Below are 265 nucleotides of genomic sequence, written 5' to 3'. Positions count from 1 at the left end.
GCGCCTCCATGGTGGAAGTGGTCCGCAGGTCAGGATGCTTCCCCGCGTGCTGAAGCTGCAAGAGCTGCACCAGCCACTCCACGTCGCTGAGTCCTCCACGGCCAAGCTTCACGTGCCTGGCCGGATCGGCACCCCTCGGGAGGCGCTCCGACTCCACGCGGGCCTTGATCCTGCGAATTTCCCGCACGTCAGTTTCGGCCAACTCTGCCGGGTACCGGATGGGATCTATCAACTTCACAAAGTCCGCGGCCAATTCGTCGGAACC

The 265-nt window shown here is 63.8% G+C and carries 1 protein-coding gene; it reads right to left on the bottom strand.

Features of this window, described 5'->3' with window-relative positions:
• A partial coding sequence (locus SB724_RS20485) for a [protein-PII] uridylyltransferase family protein (RefSeq protein WP_410572736.1) occupies positions 1 to 265 on the bottom strand: 265 nt, incomplete at both ends.

The organism is Bacillus sp. SIMBA_031, assembly GCF_046535225.1.
GTDB lineage: Bacteria > Bacillota > Bacilli > Bacillales > Bacillaceae > Bacillus > Bacillus velezensis.
Note: the sequence above shows the minus strand (reverse complement) of the source record. Positions and strands in the feature narration are given on the sequence as shown.